This is a genomic window from Methylovorus sp. SPW-M1, from assembly GCF_053848825.1.
On sequence record NZ_CM132626.1, the window covers coordinates 515,750 to 530,769 of the forward strand.

A 15,020-nucleotide genomic window follows, 5' to 3' on the forward strand; every position below is an offset into this window, starting at 1 on the left:
ATAACCGCAGCATAGGGGGATTGATGCGTGCATTCAACCCTTATCCGGAGAGGGTTGATGCGGTGACGGGTGAGATCGGGCGTATTCCATCACCGCAATACAGAAGGTGAGCCAGAGCAAACCCGACATCAAGCCTGCCAGCACATCGCTGGCATAGTGGTAATGCAGGAACACCCGGCTGGTGGCGATTGTGAAGGCAATCGAACTGCCCAGCAGCAGCGCGGGCAGGTGATAGCGGGGCGGCAGCAGACGCAGCACCAGGTAAGCGAGCAATCCATAGGCCACCAGCGACCCCGAGCTGTGCCCACTGGGGAAGCTCCAGCTATCGAGAGGTTCACTATAGGGGTTGATCGGCCGCAACCGTTCGAAGATATCTTTCAGGCTGACATTCAGTATGCTGTTGCCGCCTATGGCCAGCAGGCTGCCGAACGCCAGCGTGTATTGCCGCAACAAGAGCATGAGGAACACCGTCAGCACGCAGATGATGGTGAGCGTGGAGGTATTGCCCAAATGGGTCACCACGTGGAAATACCGCATGACGTAAGGGCTGGCGTATTGCCGCACCGTCTCGCTGAATTCGGCGTCCAATTGCTCCAGATTGCCGGTTTGCAGCAGATAGGCAATCCAGCTAAACACGGAGCCCGCCAGCGCCATGACGATCAGGCTGGTGGTGAGCCAGCGATTTTCGCCATCGGCGCTCGCCAAATGTGTCCGATAGGCCAGGGTCACGATTATCCAGATCGCCACCAGCGCCACTGCATAATACTCAGCGGCGTGGTTGGCAATGTGTATCCACCATGGTGTAGTCATGCCGCCTCCAGTGTCAGTGCCTCGGCAGAGACTTGCACAAACTGCTGCTGCGCTGCCGTGTAATCCCAGCGCTCCACCATGCAGGGTGTTTGCCGCGCCTGGTAGCGAATCAGATTAATGGAATTGCCCGCATTGCGGCGGATGCGGGTGGATACCGCCGTGCCAGCCTGCACCGCCCAGATGCGGTGGCGGATGTCCGGCCGTTTTTCGTGCAGAGCCATCACGAATGGCAGGTGGATGTGCCCGCCGAGGATGAGGTCGGCACCGGCTTCTGCCCAGGCGCGGACGGCGGCCTGATAGCCATGCAGCAGGTTGCTTTCATCGCGTACTTCGGTCACGTATACCGGCTGATGCGTAATCACCAGCCGCAGTTGCTGCGGGCTGGCTTGCTGCAATTGCTCGCATACCCGCTTGATCTGCGCAGGGGAGACCTCGCCGTCTTCATGCCGATAAGCCCGGGTGGTGTTGACGGTAATGGCGAGCGTTTTGTCATCGCGATACACCGGCTCAAGCTCCTGACCAAAGGCATGGCGATGGCGGCGATAGGGCGTCAGCACGCGTGCCAGCAGATTGAACAGCGGGATGTCATGGTTGCCGGGAATCACCAGCCGGTGCGGAATGTTCAGGCTGTCGACAAAGGCGCGGGCATGCTTGAACTGGCTGCGCCTGGCACGCTGCGTGATATCCCCGGAAAGGATGAGCAGATGCGGCGCCTGCTGCCACAACAAGCTCTGCAGCGCCTGCATCACGGCGGGCTGCTCGGTGCCGAAGTGCGGGTCAGAAAGATGGGCGATCAAGGTCATGGTTCCAGGGACTCAGGCAGGCTCGTCGAGTTTGATCAATTGCAGCGGCCGCGGCGCCACCTGAAACTGCAAGGGCGATTTGAGTCGCACGATTTCGCCATCGGTCGCCACCTTGATACGGCGGCGCGGAAACGAAAACTGGCGTATGCCCATGCTGGAAAAACTGAAGCTGACAATATTCTCGGCTTCGCCCAGGCGCCCCAGCGCCCCTTTCAGCATCAGGCCTAGCATTGCCAGCTTGCTGGTGGGTTTCAGCATGATGGCGGCCAGCTCACCCGACGCCAGCGCATCGGTTAATGGAATGCCAATTTGCTCAAGTTGTAGCTGATTGTTGCCGACAAAGAGAGTAGGCGTACGCAATTTGCGCGAGACGCCTTTGGTGTTCATCTCGATCTTGAGTACGCGGTGCTGGCGCAGCAAAGTGAAAAAGCCCGCGATCAGGGCCACCACGCGGCTACGGCCATATTGGCGCTTGAATTGTTCGCGTGCTTGCAACAGCTGGGGGTAAAGCCCCACGCTGGCATTCACCAGAAATACCTTGTCATTCACCAGGCCGATCTGCACCGGCTGCAGGCGGCCAGCGAGCAATACCTGCGTGGCTTCAGCCGTGTCTTCGGGAATATGGTGGGTGCGGCCAAAGTAATTGAAGGTGCCCTGCGGCAGGATGCCCATGGGGCAATCGCGTTGCCAGGCCTCCTGCACGATGGCATTGATGGCGCCATCGCCCCCGGCGGCCACGACAATGCCGCCCTGCTGCATGGCGGTAGCCACCGTTTCGCGGGCAATGCGGCTAAGGTCTTGCGGCTGGGCCACCTCGATGATGGTGCACTGGCGGCCTGCTTCATCCATGATGCGCTGGATGGTGTTCCGGACTTCGTTGCCGTCGTGCCGGCCGGAGCCGGCATTGAGAATCACAAAGAACGGGGCGTGCTGTGGTGTGCTTGTCGACATGGTATCCAGTGAGGTGATTGTTCTAGTTGAAAACTGGCGTACGAAGGTAAGGTTGCTAATTATATTTGATGTGATGGAAAAGCTTGCCCATAGTTCCTGATGTTTATGTTCATCAGAGCCGCGTGCATAAGAAAACGTGTATAACGCCTTTACGGCAATCAAAAAAACAGGGAACCGCGATGGACGTCATAACCAGTTTTTTCAGTACCGATGGCTTTATGCCGCATGGCCATTGTTATCTGTGGCAGCCGCCTCTGCTGTGGACCTACATCATCTCCGATCTCATGATTGCTGTCGCCTATTATTCCATCCCCATGGCGCTGGTGTATTTCGTTCGCAAGCGTCCTGATCTCCAGTTCAACTGGATTTTTGTGATGTTCTCCATCTTCATTTTTGCCTGCGGAACTACCCATCTGCTCTCGCTCTGGACCATCTGGAATCCGGATTACTGGGCCGATGCCTCGATGAAAGCCGTGACCGGTATTGCTTCACTGGTGACGGCCATCATGCTGTGGCGCCTGATGCCGCAAGCCTTGCGTATTCCCAGCACCCGCCAGCTGGAAGAGACGGTAGAGCGGCTGGAGCACGAAGTGGAAGAACGTGAGCTGGCCGAACGCTCGCTAGCCGCCTTCAATGACACCCTGGAAACCCTGGTGCAGCAACGTACCGCCGAGTTGGAGGAAATCAACCGACTGCTCAAGCTGGAAATTGACCTGCGGCGCGAAGCCGAGCAAACCCTGTATGCCGAGAAGCAACGCGCCGTGGTTACCCTGCAATCCATCGGCGATGGTGTCATCACCACCGACAAGCAGTCGCGGGTGAATTATCTCAACCCGGTGGCCGAGCGCATGACCGGCTGGAGCAACGCCGAAGCGCAGGGCAAGCCATTGCTGGAAGTGTTCCGCATTGTGAATGAAAGCACGCGCAAGCTGGTGCCCAATCCGGTGGATGTGGTGTTGCAGCATGGTGAAATTTACGGGCTGGCCAACCACACGGCGCTGATTGGCCGCCACGGCAACGAATACGCCATTGAAGATTCCGCCGCCCCCATCCGCGATCAGGATGGCAATGTGCTGGGCGTGGTGCTGGTGTTCCACGATGTGAGCGAAGCCCGCAACATGGCCAACAAGATGACCTATCTGGCCGAGCATGATTACCTCACCGGCCTGCCCAATCGCCTGCTGCTGAATGACCGCCTGAATCAGGCACTGACCATTGCCCGGCGTGACCAGGAATTCATCGCCCTCATGTTCCTGGACCTGGACCACTTCAAGAATATCAACGACAGCCTGGGCCACGAAGTAGGCGACCAGCTGCTGAAAATGGTGGCACGCCGCCTGGAAAGCTGCCTGCGTGCCAGCGATACCATCAGCCGCCAGGGCGGCGATGAGTTCATGATACTGCTGCCTGAGCTGACCAATTATTTCTCACCCGCCGAGGTCGCCGAAAAACTGCTGGCCGCCGCCACCGTGCCCTATGAAATCGGTGCGCACGAAATCACCGTCTCCGCCAGTATCGGCATTGCCGTATTCCCCGACGATGGTGAAAACGGCGAGCTCCTGACCAAAAATGCCGATGCCGCCATGTACCACGCCAAATCGCTGGGGCGCAACAATTACCAGTTCTTCACCCGCGCCATGAACGAGCGCGTGATGGAGATTGCCGAGCTGGAAAGCAAGCTGCGCCGCGCCGTGGAGCGTAACGAGTTTGTGCTGTATTACCAGCCCAAGATCGATATACGCACCGGGCAGGTGGTGGGGGCCGAAGCCCTGATCCGCTGGCAACACCCCAGCTGGGGGCTGGTGGCACCGGATCGCTTTATCCCGATTGCCGAAGACAGCGGCCTGATCCGGCCGATAGGCCTGTGGGTCATGCGCGAAGCCTGCCGCCAGAATCAGGAATGGCAAGCGGCTGGTCTCGCTCGCATTCCAGTGGCGGTGAATCTTTCCACCGTGCAGCTGCGCCAGCACAACTTCCTGCAAGAGGTCAGCGAGATTCTGCTGATGAGTGGGCTGGAGCCGGATTACCTGGAACTGGAAGTCACTGAAAGCGTGGCCATCCATGCCGAAACCGAAGTCATCAACTGGCTGCACAAGCTAAGAAGCATGGGCGTGAAACTGGCGCTGGATGATTTTGGCACCGGCTACTCCAGTCTTTCCTACCTCAAGCGCCTGCCGATCAACAACGTCAAAATCGACAAAAGCTTCATCCGCGATATCGAGACCGATCCTGACGATGCTACCATCATTACTGCGATTATCCGCATGTCACACGGCCTGCGCCTGAACGTGATTGCGGAAGGTGTGGAGAATATCAACCAGCTCGAATTCCTCAAAAAAGAAGGCTGCGACCAGATGCAAGGCTTTATCGCCAGCCGTCCGGTACCCGCTGACGAATTTGCCTTGTTGCTGCAGAACTGGCCAACGCCTATTTAAACGCCACTTTGTCCTGATCGCCCCATTGCGCGCGTCCCTCTGGCGCGCGCAATAAAGCATTCCACACCCCATTGCCACCAAGCCCTTTGGGGCAATGCCCACTTGTCGCAATTTTGTGCATGATCAATCTCCGCAAGGGGTGATGCACGCGGCATCAAGCCGGATCTATCCTCTTGCATACCTACATTGCAGATATTCACAAGAAGGACTGAACTTGAAGCCCTGCTGAAATCTGACGCATTCTGGACTGCGCAAGTCGGACTCCAAGAGGAAAAACCAACATGAACCAGCCTGTCACTCATACCGTGGCCCGTAATGAAAATCTATCCATCATCTCCCGCCGTTACGGCATCTCCGTACAAGAGCTGGTAGAAATTAATCAATTGCCAAATCCTGACGAGCTAAAGATCGGACAAGTACTCCACCTGCAGAAAGAAGAACCGCATGCGGTACAGGTGTTGCTGCTGGATGCCCTCCGCTATCCCATTGAAGGGCTCAAATGCCACGTCAAGTACGATGGACAGTTCATCCCTGCCACCAGTGATGAACGAGGAATGCTCCCCCGCATTGTCACGCGCAACCCCCAGTCAGTGGTTGAGATTTGGGTTGAAAACAGCGCAAAGCAATTACAAAAAATAGGCCGTACCGTCTCTGGCCTTGGTCACCAATGGCTCACCCTGATCTCCCCCGGTATCAAACTCAAACTCCCGATGGCTCCGCACCAGCCAGAGCTAGCACAGCAACCCGCGGAGCCAGCCAATAGCCCGGACAAACTCCATAACGGCAAGGCAAGCGGCACCCCCATCAAGCCAGGCCATCCGGTAACAGTCCGCCAAGGAGAATCCCATAACACCCAGGTACTGGAGATGGATATACCGCAAGGCCTGATTGCGTTGTTTAAACACTATCGGGATGAGCCTGTCACGGAAAAAAGCTGGCAAGACGAAGCCGATACTCTCTTATGCGATCCCAAAGTGCTAAAGGCTATTCACCATGTCGAATCTAGTGGTTCAGGCTTCAGCCAGATGCGATTAAACGATGGTACACGCCTGCCTAAAATCTTGTTTGAGCGTCATCTGTTTCATCGCCTTACCTGTGGCAATGGCCCCTTGCCCAATAGCAAAAAACACAAGCGCCACGGTATTGGTGTGCCGGGCTGCCAATCCCCGTATGATCAAGACCCTGATATTTGCTGGCCCAGCGGCTACATTCTGAGCAGAAAAAAACTGGGCGAAGAAAATGCCCGCATGCCGGATGGCTTAGTCGAGAAAAGCGACCTGTATGGCAATGAACGGGCCAACTATTTCAAATTGCTGAAAGCCTATCGCCTCAACCCGGAGGCTGCCCTAAAGGCCTGCTCCTGGGGCGCATTTCAGATATTGGGGATGAATTATGCGATTGCGGGGGATTATGACAATGCGCAGTTGTTTGTGAGAGATATGTGCACATCAGAGGCAAAGCAATTAAGAATTCTCCGGCAGTTCATTGATAAAAATCCTCGCCTGCGCAAGGCGGTACAGGACAAAGACTGGGACAAAATCGCCTATCACTACAACGGCCCCAAGTATGCCGAAAATCACTATCAGATCAAACTGAAAGAAGCCTATGAAAAGCTTTAAATCTTCGCTATGTATTGTTGCTATATTGTTTTACCCCTGCTTTATTTTAGCTGATGACATCATGATCATGACACCACAAAATGAAAAGGGAGATTTTTGGGCTGGGGATAAGTCCTCTCCGAATCCTAAATACGATACCCGACTAGATATGCTGAGAGAGGAAACAGTTAAGCCGTACGTACTTAAAAACGACGCGATATTTCCAGCATTGTCCAGTGAGGTGGAGCTTTGGTCCGGCGGCTCAAGTGTGCGCTTCTCGCTCAATGGACAAATGTATTCGATGTTCGCAAACACCTTTATGCATAAGTCCACGCCCGATGAGGTGTGCTCACGGCAAAAGGGACGCGATATGGGGCTGCCGCGTTACCAATGCGCCGAAGGACAGTGGGTACACTACGACTGCCACTTTTATTTCGTCAACGACGATAGCCAGATCAAGGCAGTGCATATTGCCAAGCTCTCAATCCCTGAATCCAGCCGCCCGCCGTTTTGCCAAACGGTATTGGGCGTAGGGGCTGCCAATAAAACAGCGCCTGCCTTGATGGTCACTGTGCAGTATTTCAATACCGAATCCCCTGTTGCCAAAACCGCCTCACAACTGGGCTCCAACTGGCTACGCAGCACGCTGCTGTTCAGGCTGCAAGAGAAAGATGGTGAGCTGGTGGTAACACAAGACGATAGTTGCCTGGGCAACCCAAACAAATTTGAGACGATCCCCGATGCGCGCAAGGCATTTAAGCAGCGAGGATGCAAATAGCGCACCCCGTGGCTTGTTCGCGTAAAGCGACCTGTATGGCAATGAACGGGCCAACTATTTCAAATTGCTGAAAGCCTATCGACTCAACCCGGAGGCTGCCCTAAAGGCCTGCTCCTGGGGCGCATTTCAGATATTGGGGATGAATTATGCGATTGCGGGGGATTATGACAATGCGCAGTTGTTTGTGAGAGATATGTGCACATCAGAGGCAAAGCAATTAAGAATTCTCCGGCAGTTCATTGATAAAAATTCTCGCCTGCGCAAGGCCGTGCAAGATAAAGACTGGGACAAAATCGCCTATCACTACAACGGTCCCAAGTATGCCGAAAATCACTATCAGATCAAATTGAAAGAAGCCTATGAAAAGCTATAAAACTTCGCTATGCATCATTGCTATGATGTTTTACCCCATCCTCACTATGGCAGATGGCTTGCTGCAAATAATGCCCGATAATGAAACCGGCCTGTTTTGGGATAAATTTGGATCATCCCCCGACCCTAAATATGAAAGCCGACTAGACATGCTTAGAGAGGAAACAGTTAAGCCATATGTCCTTAAAAATTTAGCGACATTACCTGTGAATCCAGCTATGACTGAACTCTGGTCAGGCAATTCAAGTGTGCGATTTTCTCTTAATGGGCATATGTATTCGATGTTCGCTAATACTTTCATGCATAAAACAAAACCTGATGAAGTATGTTCGTGGCTGAAAGCAGAAAAGAATGGCCTACCCAATTATCAATGCCCAGAAGGTCAGCCTCTGCACTTTGATTGTCACTTTTGCTTCGTCAACGACGATAGCCAGATCAAGGCAGTGCATATTGCCAAGCTCTCAATCCCTGAATCCAGCCGCCCGCCGTTTTGCCAAACGGTATTGGGCGTAGGGGCTGCCAACAAAACAGCCCCTGCCTTGATGGTCACTGTGCAGTATTTCAATACCGAATCTCCTGTTGCCAAAACCGTCTCAGAACTGGGTTCAAACTGGTTGCGCAGCACGCTGCTGTTCAGGCTGCAAGAGAAGGATGGTGAGCTGGTGGTAACACAAGACGATAGCTGCCTGGGCAACCCGAACAAATTTGAGACTATCCCCGATGCGCGCAAGGCGTTTAAGCAGCGAGGGTGCAAATAACAGGCTAGTGCTAATCGCCAAGATGTTCCCGCCTAACCAGCAACGCAAAGCCACTCCTTTCTTCTAGGCAGGCCTGCGCTTGAAATGCCGGGCAACCCAATCCGCTGGCGGCTGATGTGGGCGTGTGAGCGCGGGTTTGCGTTGCCGGAAAGAGCCTAAGCAGGACGGGAGTTTAGTTGCACGCGGCCTGGCTCTCGGCCCAAGTTAACAGCTCGCCCAGCAGCTGGTCACTGGCCTTGCTGAGGGCGGCAACCCCGCCAGCGGCGTCGGCGGTGGGGGCGGGGCTGCTAGCCTGAAATGTGCGGCTTGCCACGATCTGGCGCGATTTCTTTTGCTGCAGGCTGGCGCTGATCTGTACCAGGCCATGGCTCGCGGTCGGGCTGTCAAATACCTGATCAAAACTATCCAGTGAGAGTGTCAGCAAGCAGCCGTTGCTGGTCGCGGCGGGCGCTTGCCGGGTGCGCAGTTTTTGCGTCAGCAGTTCGGCGGGCGGGGCGGTCCAGCGGCTGTCGGCGTAGTAGGCCACCTGCTGGGTATTCTGGTAGGCCAGCCGGTAGCGTATGCGCTTATTGTTGAGGGCGTCGCCGCTGCGTATGTTTTCAATGCTGGTCTGGGTGGCGATGCGTTCGCCGGGTTCGCCCAGGCCAAAGTCAAAGGTCTGCGGGCCGCTTTGTGGCTTGTTGCCATTGAGGCTGAGGCAGGCGCTGAGGCTGCCCGCCAGTATCAGTAATGTGATCCATCGTTGCATGTCAGTTCCTCATTTGTCCTTGTCGGGGTTAAGGCTTGAAGCCAGCTTCGCCGGGGCCGGGCTGGGCTTTGGGCTTGCCCAGCAGCAGGCTTTGCGGGTGGTCTTCCAGCGTTTCCATCAATTGCTCAAACTGCTGGGAATCGCGCTGCAGGCTGTCGGTTAGTGCATTCAGGCGCGGCAAGGTGTCTTGCTGCAGACTGTCGCTGAGTTGCTGGCTGCTTTGCGTGAGCGTGCCTGTCATGCTGCTGAAATCACGTGCACTTTGGCCCAGGGTATCCATCAGCGGGCGTACGGCGTCTGAGGTTTGCTGCAGGCTTTGCAGCGTGCTTTCCAGTTGCTGGCGATTGCGTTCGGAGGCAAAGCTGCCCAGCCGGTTCATGGTGGCGGTGCTGGTGCGCAGCAGCGGCTCCAGCTGCGCCGAGGCTTTTTCCAGATTGGCAATGGTGCGGTTGAGTTGGTCGGTGTCTATCTTCTGCACCATCTCATGTGCGGTGGCGGCGAGCTGGCTGCTGCTTTTCACCAGGGTTTCCACCTGCTCGATGATCTCTGGCGCATGCTCGGTAAAGCGGTCCACGAACGAAGGGCGTAGCGGAATGGTGTCATCCGGCCCCAGTCGCTGCTGGCTGCTGCCGTCATCATTGAGGTCGATATACGCGAGGCCGGTCACGCCTTGCAGGCGCAGCTCGGCATAGGCGGCCTTGCTCAGTTGCAGGGTTTTGGTGACTTCAATCTCGACATGAATGTCATTCTGCGTGTTGTCATCCAGCGAGATATGCAACACCTTGCCGACTTCCACGCCGCGAAACTTCACCGAGGCTTCCGGGTTGAGGCCGCTGACCGGGCGATTGGAGTTGATGGTGTAATGCGTTTTTTCTTCGCGCGACCCGGAAAGCCACCAGAAGGCGAAGATGGCCGCGAGCCCCAGAATCAGGGTAAACAGGCCGACAGCAATGGCGTGCGAGCGATTTTCCATGGTTGATTAAGACCTTTCCATGCGGGCATGTATGCCCTGAAAGAAGTTGGTAACGAAGGGGTGGTCGACTTCACCCAATGCTTGCAGCGAGCAGGCGGTGATGATGTGCTTGTCCGCCAGCACGGCCACGCGGTCACTCATGGCGATCAGGGTGTCGATATCGTGGGTGACGAAAAGCACGGTGAGCCCCAGTGTTTGCTTGATCTGCTTGATCAGGGCGACGAATTTGCTGCTGCGGTCGGGGTCCAGCCCGGCGGTGGGTTCGTCCAGCACCAGCAGCTCAGGCTCCAGCGCCAGGGCGCGTGCCAGGCCCACGCGTTTGATCATGCCGCCGGAAAGCTGGGCGGGCAGCAGGCTGGCATGCTGCGGCTCCAGCTCCACCAGGGTCAGCTTGTGCATGACCAGGGTGTGTATGGTGTCTTCGTCAAACTGCTTCAGCTCGCGCAGGGGGAAGGCAATATTGTCGAATACCGACAATGCCGAAAACAGCGCGCCCTGCTGAAACAGCATGCCCAGGCGCGTCATCAGGCGTTGCCGACGCTCGCGCTCCAGCGCGTGAAGGTTTTCGCCAAACAGCAGAATATCGCCGCGTGACGGTTCGGTCAGCCCGACAATATGGCGCAGCAGGGTAGTCTTGCCACTGCCGGAGCCGCCGACCAGGGCCATGATCTCGCCGCGCTCCATCACCAGATTGAGGTCGCGATGTATCACCACATCGCCAAATTCGGTCCAGACATTACGCGCTTCGCATACTGGCGGCGCGGGTGGCGGGCTGGGGATGTTATTCGGGGTTTCGCTCATACTCCAATTCCACTCGTCAAAATGGCAAATGCCGCATCCAGCAGGATGACGGACGTAATGGCGGTCACCACCGAGCTGGTGGTGCTGGCGCTCAGGCTTTCGGTATTCGGCATGATGCGCAGGCCGAAGTGGCAGGCCACCAGTGTCACCACAAAGCCAAACAGCAGGCCTTTGAACAGGCTCAGCGTCAGGTTGACCGGCTCCACCACCATGGGCAGATAGTCAAAAAAGAAACGAAAGCTCAGGCCCAGCTCGGTATTGGCCGAAAGCGCTCCGCCCGCCAGCCCCCAGAAGGAGGTCCACAACACTAGAAATGGGGCGACAAAGGTCAGCCCGAGTACCTTGGGCAGCACAATGCGCAAGATGCGCGATACACCCATGGTGGTCAGCGCGTCGATTTCCTCGGTCACCCGCATCACGCCTATCTGCGCGGTCATGGCGGAGCCTGAGCGACCTGCCACCAGAATCGCCATCAGGATGGGCCCCAGCTCGCGGATCATGCTCAGGCCCAGAATGTTGACGATGAAAATGTCCGCGCCAAAGGTGCGCAGTTGCGACGACATCAGGTAACTCATGGCAACACCGATCATGAAGCCCAGCAGGCCGGTCACCGGCAATGCCGTGACACCACTCTTGTAGATATTGGCCATGAATTCGCGCCAGGGAAACGCCGATGGGCGACGTACCAGATAGAGCATTTCCAGCAGCAACAGGCCGATCAGCTGCACGAAATCGGTCAAATGTTGGGCAAATTTCATGACCAGCTCGCCCGTCGCTACCAGTGGAAACGCCCAGTCGATGTGGGAGCCGGTGCGTGCTGGCACGCGCAATCCCTGCAGTGTGGTGAACAGGGCGCGCTGCTCCTCCGTTACCTGCATGCGGGCATCCAGCTTGCCCTCCCAGCCGTTCAGCAGGATGGTCGCGCCCGCCGTGTCCAGTTGCTCGGTGGCGAGCAGATCCCATTGCGTAAAGGGATCAGAGAAGAAAGGCTGCAAAGCCTGTTTGAGTTCGGCAAAGTCGTTGTCCAGCGCGCGCAGGGACCATTGCCCCAGCAGACGCACGCGACGACGGCCTTTTGCATCCTGATCAATTTCGAAACTGGCAGCTGCCATGTTTACCCCTTGCGAACGCCCCGAAAGCGGGATGTCGCCTTGCAAAACGTATACAGGTGGAGATGTGTCTTGTTGTTGTCTGGCATCCGGCGGGTGAAGTGATTGCCTCACTCAAGGGACAGGCCGCAAGCGACACTGGTTCAACAGTGACACTGATTCAATATGATGAGCTCAACAATGCCCGACTTGGCAGAGGGCGACAAGTCGGGATTGTCCTACATGGCGGGGCAGAGGCGGGATGGAACCCGGACGGCTGAAAACAGGGCGCTTACAGAAACATGCGGCGCGCCTGCAGCTGGGTGGGTTGCCAGCCAAGATGCTGGTAATAACCCACGGCGGGCGTGTTTTCAGTATCGACCAGGATTTGCGCGCGGGTGACGCCCTGATCCTTGCACCATTGCAATACGGCATCGAGCAGGGTGCGGCCGATGCCGGCATGGCGATAGTCCTTGTCCACGATCATGTCTTCCAGCCAGGCGGCAGGCGTGCCCTGGGCGGTGGAGATGATGAGCTGCGCACTGACCATGCCGATCACCTTGCCTTCGGCGGTGCGGGCCACTTTGATAATGCCGCGATCCGGCGCTGCAATCAGCATGGCAAGCCCGCGCCGCTGGGCTTCGGTGTCCGCTTCAAAATCAGCTTCTATGCCGAACAGGTCTTCCAGCAGCAGGCATAGCGTGGGGATGTCAGCGGCGACGGCGTTATCAATAGAAATGCTGGTTGCTTGCAGCTGCATGCCTATTCCTCCGGCGTGTCAGGGAAATCGTGATGGATGATGGAGAGAAACTTCACTGGTGCGCTCACCAGCCGCTCGGGGCGGTGTGGCTGTTCACCGCGAAAGGTCAGTGAATCACCGGGCTGCAGCAGAAAGGTCTCATTGCCCACCTTGTATTCGACTTCGCCTTCCAGCATGTGGATGAACTCGGTGCCGCTGTGCTCGAAGGGCGGGAATTCTTCGCCCGGATCTTCCAGGGTAATCAGGAAGGGCTCGAAGGTTTTTTTCGGGCCCTGATCATAGGCCAGCAGGTGGTAGGTGTGCCCACGTTTGGTGCCACGGCGCACCACTTCCATGCCCTGGCCGTGCTTCACCAGCTGGGCGCTGCTGGTCTGGATGTTGTAGTCGCGAAATAGCCGCGACAGCGTCACGCCCAGCGCATTGGCAATCTGTTCCAGTGTTTCCAGGCTGGTGGACACCAGACCGTTTTCTATCTTGCTCAACATGCCGCGACTGATGCTGGCGCGCTCGGAAATATCCGCAATGGTCAGGCCATGCTGCAGGCGAATCTGGCGTATGACGTTGCCCAGATGGCGACCCAGCGACCGGGCGTCGCTGTCGCTCATCACCGGCGCAATGTCGGCGGAAGCAGTATTGGATGGGGTTGCCATGGGCTCTCCGGGGTTGCAAATCAGGGTTCAGTGTACAAGAAAAACAGGGGGCTAGCCACGATAAGTTTCCTGTGAAGAAAAAAAGTTGCAAAAAACTGTTGACGGCGAAATTCCGGGAATGCTTAAATAGCAACAAATGTTTCACCACAGTAAACAAAGTTATTAAACAGGAATATTTATTGCTTATGTACAGCATGAGCAATGGAGACAATCGATGCCCTTAAGACTGCTGAAATACGCCCTGAGCCGAAAGCACCCGGCCCCCCGCTTTTTCCGGGACTGTACCGAGCCCAAGAAAAGCTATGACGCCGTGATTATTGGTGGCGGCGGCCACGGCCTGGCAGCGGCCTATTACCTGGCCAAGGACCATGGCATTACCAATGTGGCAGTGCTGGAAAAAGGCTATATCGGCGGCGGCAATACCGGCCGCAATACCACCATCGTGCGTTCCAATTACCTGACACCGGAAGGCGTCAATTTTTACGACGCCAGCGTCAAGATATATGAAGGCTTGTCCGAAGAGCTGGACATCAACCTGTTCTACTCCACCCGCGGCCACTTCACCCTGGCGCACACCGAATCTGCACTGCGCACCATGCGCTGGCGTGCCGAGGTGAACAAGCATGTGGGCGTTGATAGCTATGTGGTGGGGCCGGATGATATTTCCCGTGCCTGCCCGCAGCTGGATATCAGCTGTAGCGGCAAGGCGCCTATTCTGGGCGCGCTGTACCACGGACCAGGCTCGATTGCTCGTCACGATGCCGTGGCCTGGGGCTATGCCCGCGGTGCAGACAGCATGGGCGTGGAAATTTTCCAGAATACCGAAGTGACCGGCCTCGACATCCAGTCCGGCAAGATCAAGGGCGTGCACACCAGCCGTGGCTATATCGCCACCAACAAGGTGCTGTCGGCTGTGGCCGGGTTTACCCCGCGCATCACCAATATGGCGGGCGTCGATACGCCCATCGTCATTCATCCGCTGCAAGCCTGTGTCAGCGAGCCAATGAAGCCCTGGCTGGACACGATTCTGGTCTCCGGCAGCCTGCATGTGTATGTCAGCCAGTCTTCGCGCGGCGAGCTGGTCATGGGCTCTTCGCTGGATCCTTATGAAGTGCATTCCACGCGCTCTTCGCTGGATTTCGTCGAGGGTCTCACCTCGCACATGCTCGATATGTTCCCTTTCCTTTCCAACGTGAAGATCGTGCGCCAGTGGGCAGGCATGGCGGATATGACGCCTGACTTCTCACCCATCATGGGCACGACTCCGGTGGAAGGCTTTTACCTGGATGCTGGCTGGGGTACCTGGGGCTTCAAGGCCACGCCGATCAGCGGCAAGACCATGGCCGCCACCATGGCCAACGACCAGGCTCCCGAACTGATCAAGCCATTCCGCTTGAGCCGGTTTGAAGATTACGACCTGACAGGCGAAAAGGGCGCTGCTTCCGTCGGCCACTAGGCACGGGGCAGATTGTTTGGCGAATTGTTAAGTTAAGGA

15 protein-coding genes are annotated in these 15,020 nt (G+C 56.6%); 6 read left to right on the forward strand and 9 right to left on the reverse strand.

Going from position 1 to position 15,020, the window contains the following annotated elements; genetic code table 11:
- Window positions 1–33 precede the first annotated feature (33 nt).
- From ACWWD9_RS02330 to ACWWD9_RS02340, 3 genes are read right to left on the reverse strand one after another with little or no spacing between them, the layout of a single operon-like run.
- Window positions 34–810 carry a phosphatase PAP2 family protein gene (locus tag ACWWD9_RS02330; protein WP_455867607.1) on the reverse strand — a complete coding sequence of 259 codons (777 nt, stop codon included), beginning with the start codon at window positions 808–810 and terminating at the stop codon, window positions 34–36.
- Window positions 807–1,613, reverse strand: coding sequence for a metallophosphoesterase family protein (locus ACWWD9_RS02335; RefSeq protein ID WP_455867608.1), 807 nt, complete (start codon window positions 1,611–1,613; stop codon window positions 807–809). Before ACWWD9_RS02335 ends, ACWWD9_RS02330 begins: the two co-directional genes overlap by 4 nt.
- Before the next feature lie 12 nt (window positions 1,614–1,625).
- Window positions 1,626–2,564, reverse strand: a complete 939-nt coding sequence (locus ACWWD9_RS02340) for a diacylglycerol/lipid kinase family protein (RefSeq protein ID WP_455867609.1) — start codon at window positions 2,562–2,564, stop codon at window positions 1,626–1,628.
- A gap of 179 nt (window positions 2,565–2,743) precedes the next feature.
- Between ACWWD9_RS02340 and ACWWD9_RS02345 the strand changes: the two genes are divergently transcribed.
- The 5 genes from ACWWD9_RS02345 to ACWWD9_RS02365 all read left to right on the forward strand — a co-directional run bounded on the left by ACWWD9_RS02345 (window position 2,744) and on the right by ACWWD9_RS02365 (window position 8,505).
- Window positions 2,744–4,999 (forward strand): putative bifunctional diguanylate cyclase/phosphodiesterase, encoded by a 2,256-nt coding sequence (locus tag ACWWD9_RS02345; RefSeq protein ID WP_455867610.1) that lies wholly within the window; start codon window positions 2,744–2,746, stop codon window positions 4,997–4,999.
- A 281-nt stretch (window positions 5,000–5,280) separates the two neighbouring features.
- Entirely contained in the window at window positions 5,281–6,618 is a 1,338-nt protein-coding gene (locus ACWWD9_RS02350) for a LysM peptidoglycan-binding domain-containing protein (protein ID WP_455867611.1), read from the forward strand.
- Window positions 6,605–7,375 (forward strand): hypothetical protein, encoded by a 771-nt coding sequence (locus ACWWD9_RS02355; RefSeq protein WP_455867612.1) that lies wholly within the window; start codon window positions 6,605–6,607, stop codon window positions 7,373–7,375. The genes ACWWD9_RS02350 and ACWWD9_RS02355 overlap by 14 nt, the downstream gene beginning before the upstream one ends.
- Window positions 7,376–7,439: 64 nt before the next feature.
- On the forward strand, window positions 7,440–7,748 hold the full coding sequence (locus ACWWD9_RS02360; protein ID WP_455867613.1) for an N-acetylmuramidase domain-containing protein: 309 nt from the start codon (window positions 7,440–7,442) through the stop codon (window positions 7,746–7,748).
- Window positions 7,735–8,505, forward strand: a complete 771-nt coding sequence (locus ACWWD9_RS02365) for a hypothetical protein (protein ID WP_455867614.1) — start codon at window positions 7,735–7,737, stop codon at window positions 8,503–8,505. The genes ACWWD9_RS02360 and ACWWD9_RS02365 overlap by 14 nt, the downstream gene beginning before the upstream one ends.
- Window positions 8,506–8,677: 172 nt before the next feature.
- Here the strand turns inward: ACWWD9_RS02365 and ACWWD9_RS02370 are convergent, their stop codons facing one another.
- The 6 genes from ACWWD9_RS02370 to ACWWD9_RS02395 all read right to left on the reverse strand — a co-directional run bounded on the left by ACWWD9_RS02370 (window position 8,678) and on the right by ACWWD9_RS02395 (window position 13,525).
- The gene (locus ACWWD9_RS02370) at window positions 8,678–9,253 is read right to left on the reverse strand and encodes an ABC-type transport auxiliary lipoprotein family protein (RefSeq protein ID WP_455867615.1); all 576 of its coding nucleotides are present in this window, start codon (window positions 9,251–9,253) and stop codon (window positions 8,678–8,680) included.
- 28 nt (window positions 9,254–9,281) lie between these two features.
- Window positions 9,282–10,226, reverse strand: coding sequence for an MlaD family protein (locus ACWWD9_RS02375; protein WP_015830938.1), 945 nt, complete (start codon window positions 10,224–10,226; stop codon window positions 9,282–9,284).
- Window positions 10,227–10,232: 6 nt separating this feature from the next.
- Entirely contained in the window at window positions 10,233–11,027 is a 795-nt protein-coding gene (locus ACWWD9_RS02380; protein WP_015830937.1) for an ABC transporter ATP-binding protein, read from the reverse strand.
- A complete protein-coding gene (locus tag ACWWD9_RS02385; protein ID WP_159355009.1) occupies window positions 11,024–12,139 on the reverse strand; it encodes an MlaE family ABC transporter permease in 1,116 nt (371 codons plus the stop codon). Before ACWWD9_RS02385 ends, ACWWD9_RS02380 begins: the two co-directional genes overlap by 4 nt.
- A 268-nt stretch (window positions 12,140–12,407) precedes the next feature.
- Window positions 12,408–12,875 carry a GNAT family N-acetyltransferase gene (locus ACWWD9_RS02390; RefSeq protein WP_159355010.1) on the reverse strand — a complete coding sequence of 156 codons (468 nt, stop codon included), beginning with the start codon at window positions 12,873–12,875 and terminating at the stop codon, window positions 12,408–12,410.
- A 2-nt stretch (window positions 12,876–12,877) separates the two neighbouring features.
- Window positions 12,878–13,525 (reverse strand): helix-turn-helix domain-containing protein, encoded by a 648-nt coding sequence (locus ACWWD9_RS02395; RefSeq protein WP_013443137.1) that lies wholly within the window; start codon window positions 13,523–13,525, stop codon window positions 12,878–12,880.
- Window positions 13,526–13,739: 214 nt separating this feature from the next.
- Between ACWWD9_RS02395 and ACWWD9_RS02400 the strand changes: the two genes are divergently transcribed.
- On the forward strand, window positions 13,740–14,981 hold the full coding sequence (locus tag ACWWD9_RS02400) for an FAD-dependent oxidoreductase (RefSeq protein WP_159355011.1): 1,242 nt from the start codon (window positions 13,740–13,742) through the stop codon (window positions 14,979–14,981).
- The last annotated feature ends 39 nt before the right edge of the window (window positions 14,982–15,020 follow it).

Bases quoted from the DNA above. Each gene is read 5' to 3' on its own strand.
- ACWWD9_RS02370 (WP_455867615.1), bottom strand. From the start codon at position 9,253: ATGCAACGATGGATCACATTACTGATACTGGCGGGCAGCCTCAGCGCC.
- ACWWD9_RS02335 (WP_455867608.1), bottom strand. From the start codon at position 1,613: ATGACCTTGATCGCCCATCTTTCTGACCCGCACTTCGGCACCGAGCAG.
- ACWWD9_RS02380 (WP_015830937.1), bottom strand. From the start codon at position 11,027: ATGAGCGAAACCCCGAATAACATCCCCAGCCCGCCACCCGCGCCGCCA.
- ACWWD9_RS02375 (WP_015830938.1), bottom strand. From the start codon at position 10,226: ATGGAAAATCGCTCGCACGCCATTGCTGTCGGCCTGTTTACCCTGATT.
- ACWWD9_RS02390 (WP_159355010.1), bottom strand. From the start codon at position 12,875: ATGCAGCTGCAAGCAACCAGCATTTCTATTGATAACGCCGTCGCCGCT.
- ACWWD9_RS02345 (WP_455867610.1), top strand. From the start codon at position 2,744: ATGGACGTCATAACCAGTTTTTTCAGTACCGATGGCTTTATGCCGCAT.
- ACWWD9_RS02340 (WP_455867609.1), bottom strand. From the start codon at position 2,564: ATGTCGACAAGCACACCACAGCACGCCCCGTTCTTTGTGATTCTCAAT.
- ACWWD9_RS02355 (WP_455867612.1), top strand. From the start codon at position 6,605: ATGAAAAGCTTTAAATCTTCGCTATGTATTGTTGCTATATTGTTTTAC.
- ACWWD9_RS02330 (WP_455867607.1), bottom strand. From the start codon at position 810: ATGACTACACCATGGTGGATACACATTGCCAACCACGCCGCTGAGTAT.
- ACWWD9_RS02365 (WP_455867614.1), top strand. From the start codon at position 7,735: ATGAAAAGCTATAAAACTTCGCTATGCATCATTGCTATGATGTTTTAC.
- ACWWD9_RS02350 (WP_455867611.1), top strand. From the start codon at position 5,281: ATGAACCAGCCTGTCACTCATACCGTGGCCCGTAATGAAAATCTATCC.
- ACWWD9_RS02385 (WP_159355009.1), bottom strand. From the start codon at position 12,139: ATGGCAGCTGCCAGTTTCGAAATTGATCAGGATGCAAAAGGCCGTCGT.
- ACWWD9_RS02395 (WP_013443137.1), bottom strand. From the start codon at position 13,525: ATGGCAACCCCATCCAATACTGCTTCCGCCGACATTGCGCCGGTGATG.
- ACWWD9_RS02400 (WP_159355011.1), top strand. From the start codon at position 13,740: ATGCCCTTAAGACTGCTGAAATACGCCCTGAGCCGAAAGCACCCGGCC.